This is a genomic window from Xanthomonas sp. SHU 199, assembly GCF_000364665.1.
Classification (GTDB): Bacteria; Pseudomonadota; Gammaproteobacteria; order Xanthomonadales; family Xanthomonadaceae; genus Xanthomonas_A; species Xanthomonas_A sontii.
Genome location: NZ_AQOI01000501.1, coordinates 1 through 1,049 on the forward strand (window position 1 = coordinate 1; position 1,049 = coordinate 1,049).

3 protein-coding genes are annotated in these 1,049 nt (G+C 70.9%); 2 read left to right on the top strand and 1 reads right to left on the bottom strand.

The features are described 5' to 3' along the window. The coding region (bioD, locus tag D183_RS0115545; protein WP_017909819.1) for an ATP-dependent dethiobiotin synthetase BioD at nucleotides 1-256 on the bottom strand (256 nt) is incomplete at its 3' end. Between the two features lie 116 nt (nucleotides 257-372). Between bioD and D183_RS0115550 the strand changes: the two genes are divergently transcribed. Both D183_RS0115550 and D183_RS0115555 read left to right on the top strand, forming a co-directional pair. Continuing rightward, complete coding sequence (locus D183_RS0115550; RefSeq protein ID WP_017909820.1) at nucleotides 373-855, top strand: GAF domain-containing protein; 483 nt, start codon at nucleotides 373-375, stop codon at nucleotides 853-855. Next, the coding region (locus D183_RS0115555; RefSeq protein WP_017909821.1) for a TfoX/Sxy family protein at nucleotides 852-1,049 on the top strand (198 nt) is incomplete at its 3' end. The genes D183_RS0115550 and D183_RS0115555, both read left to right, overlap by 4 nt.

The window sequence follows — 1,049 nt, forward strand, 5'->3', positions numbered from 1 at the left end:
GTTCCGGCGCCAGCGGCAACGGCAGCGCGTAGGGATTGAGATCGTCATAGCGCGGGCGTGGCGTGCTGGCCTCCTGCAGCGCCAGCGCGTCCTCGTTGCGCCAGCCGTCGGCCTCGCGCGTGCAGCCGCTGGCCACCGGCTTCATGCCCACCGCGCGCTGGCCGCGTGCGCGCAGGGCGTGCAGCAGCGCGGTGCTGGCGATGGTCTTGCCGATGCCGGTATCGGTGCCGGTGACGTAGAAGGCGGGAACAGCCATGCGAAACCCTGTCGGTTGGCCGGCGGGACGCGCGGCGGCGCGCAGGATAGCCGGGTGCGTCGCGCGCGTCAGCCGCCGCGGTGCCTGCGGACGCAGTGCGCTGCTAGACTCGCGCGATGTTCGCCTCGTCCTCGCTCACCGGCAGCAAGCCGGAACAGTACACCCAGTTGCTCGATCAGGCCCGTGCCCTGGTCGCCGGGGAGCCCGACCGCATCGCCAATGCCGCCAACCTGGCCGCGCTGGTATATCACGCGCTGCCGCGGCTGAACTGGGTCGGTTTCTACTTCTACGACGGCAAGGAACTGGTGGTCGGCCCGTTCCAGGGCCTGCCCGCGTGCGTGCGCATTCCGCTGCACAAAGGCGTGTGCGGCGCGGCCGCCAGCAGCGGCCAGACCCAGCGCATCGACGACGTGGAGGCGTTCCCCGGGCATATCGCCTGCGATGCGGCCTCGCGGTCGGAACTGGTGGTGCCGCTGCTGCGCGACAGTGCGCTTGTGGGCGTCTTCGACCTGGACAGCCCCGACCTGGCCCGCTTCGACGCCGACGACCAGCGCGGCCTGGAAGCGATCGCCCAGGTCTTCGTCGACAGCCTGCGATGAGTACCACCAAGCTGCGCAACATCGGCCCCAAGAGCGCGGCCTGGCTGCGCCAGGTCGGCGTGCGCACGCAACAGGACCTGGAGGCGGCCGGCGCGGTCGGCGCCTTCGTCAAGGTCAAGCGCGCCGGCTTCAAGCCCAGCCTCAACCTGCTGTATTCGCTGGAAGGCGCGCTCAGCGGCTGCCACTGGCAGGGA

Coding starts and splice junctions, on each gene's coding strand:
- D183_RS0115550 (WP_017909820.1), top strand. CDS start 373: ATGTTCGCCTCGTCCTCGCTCACCGGCAGCAAGCCGGAACAGTACACC.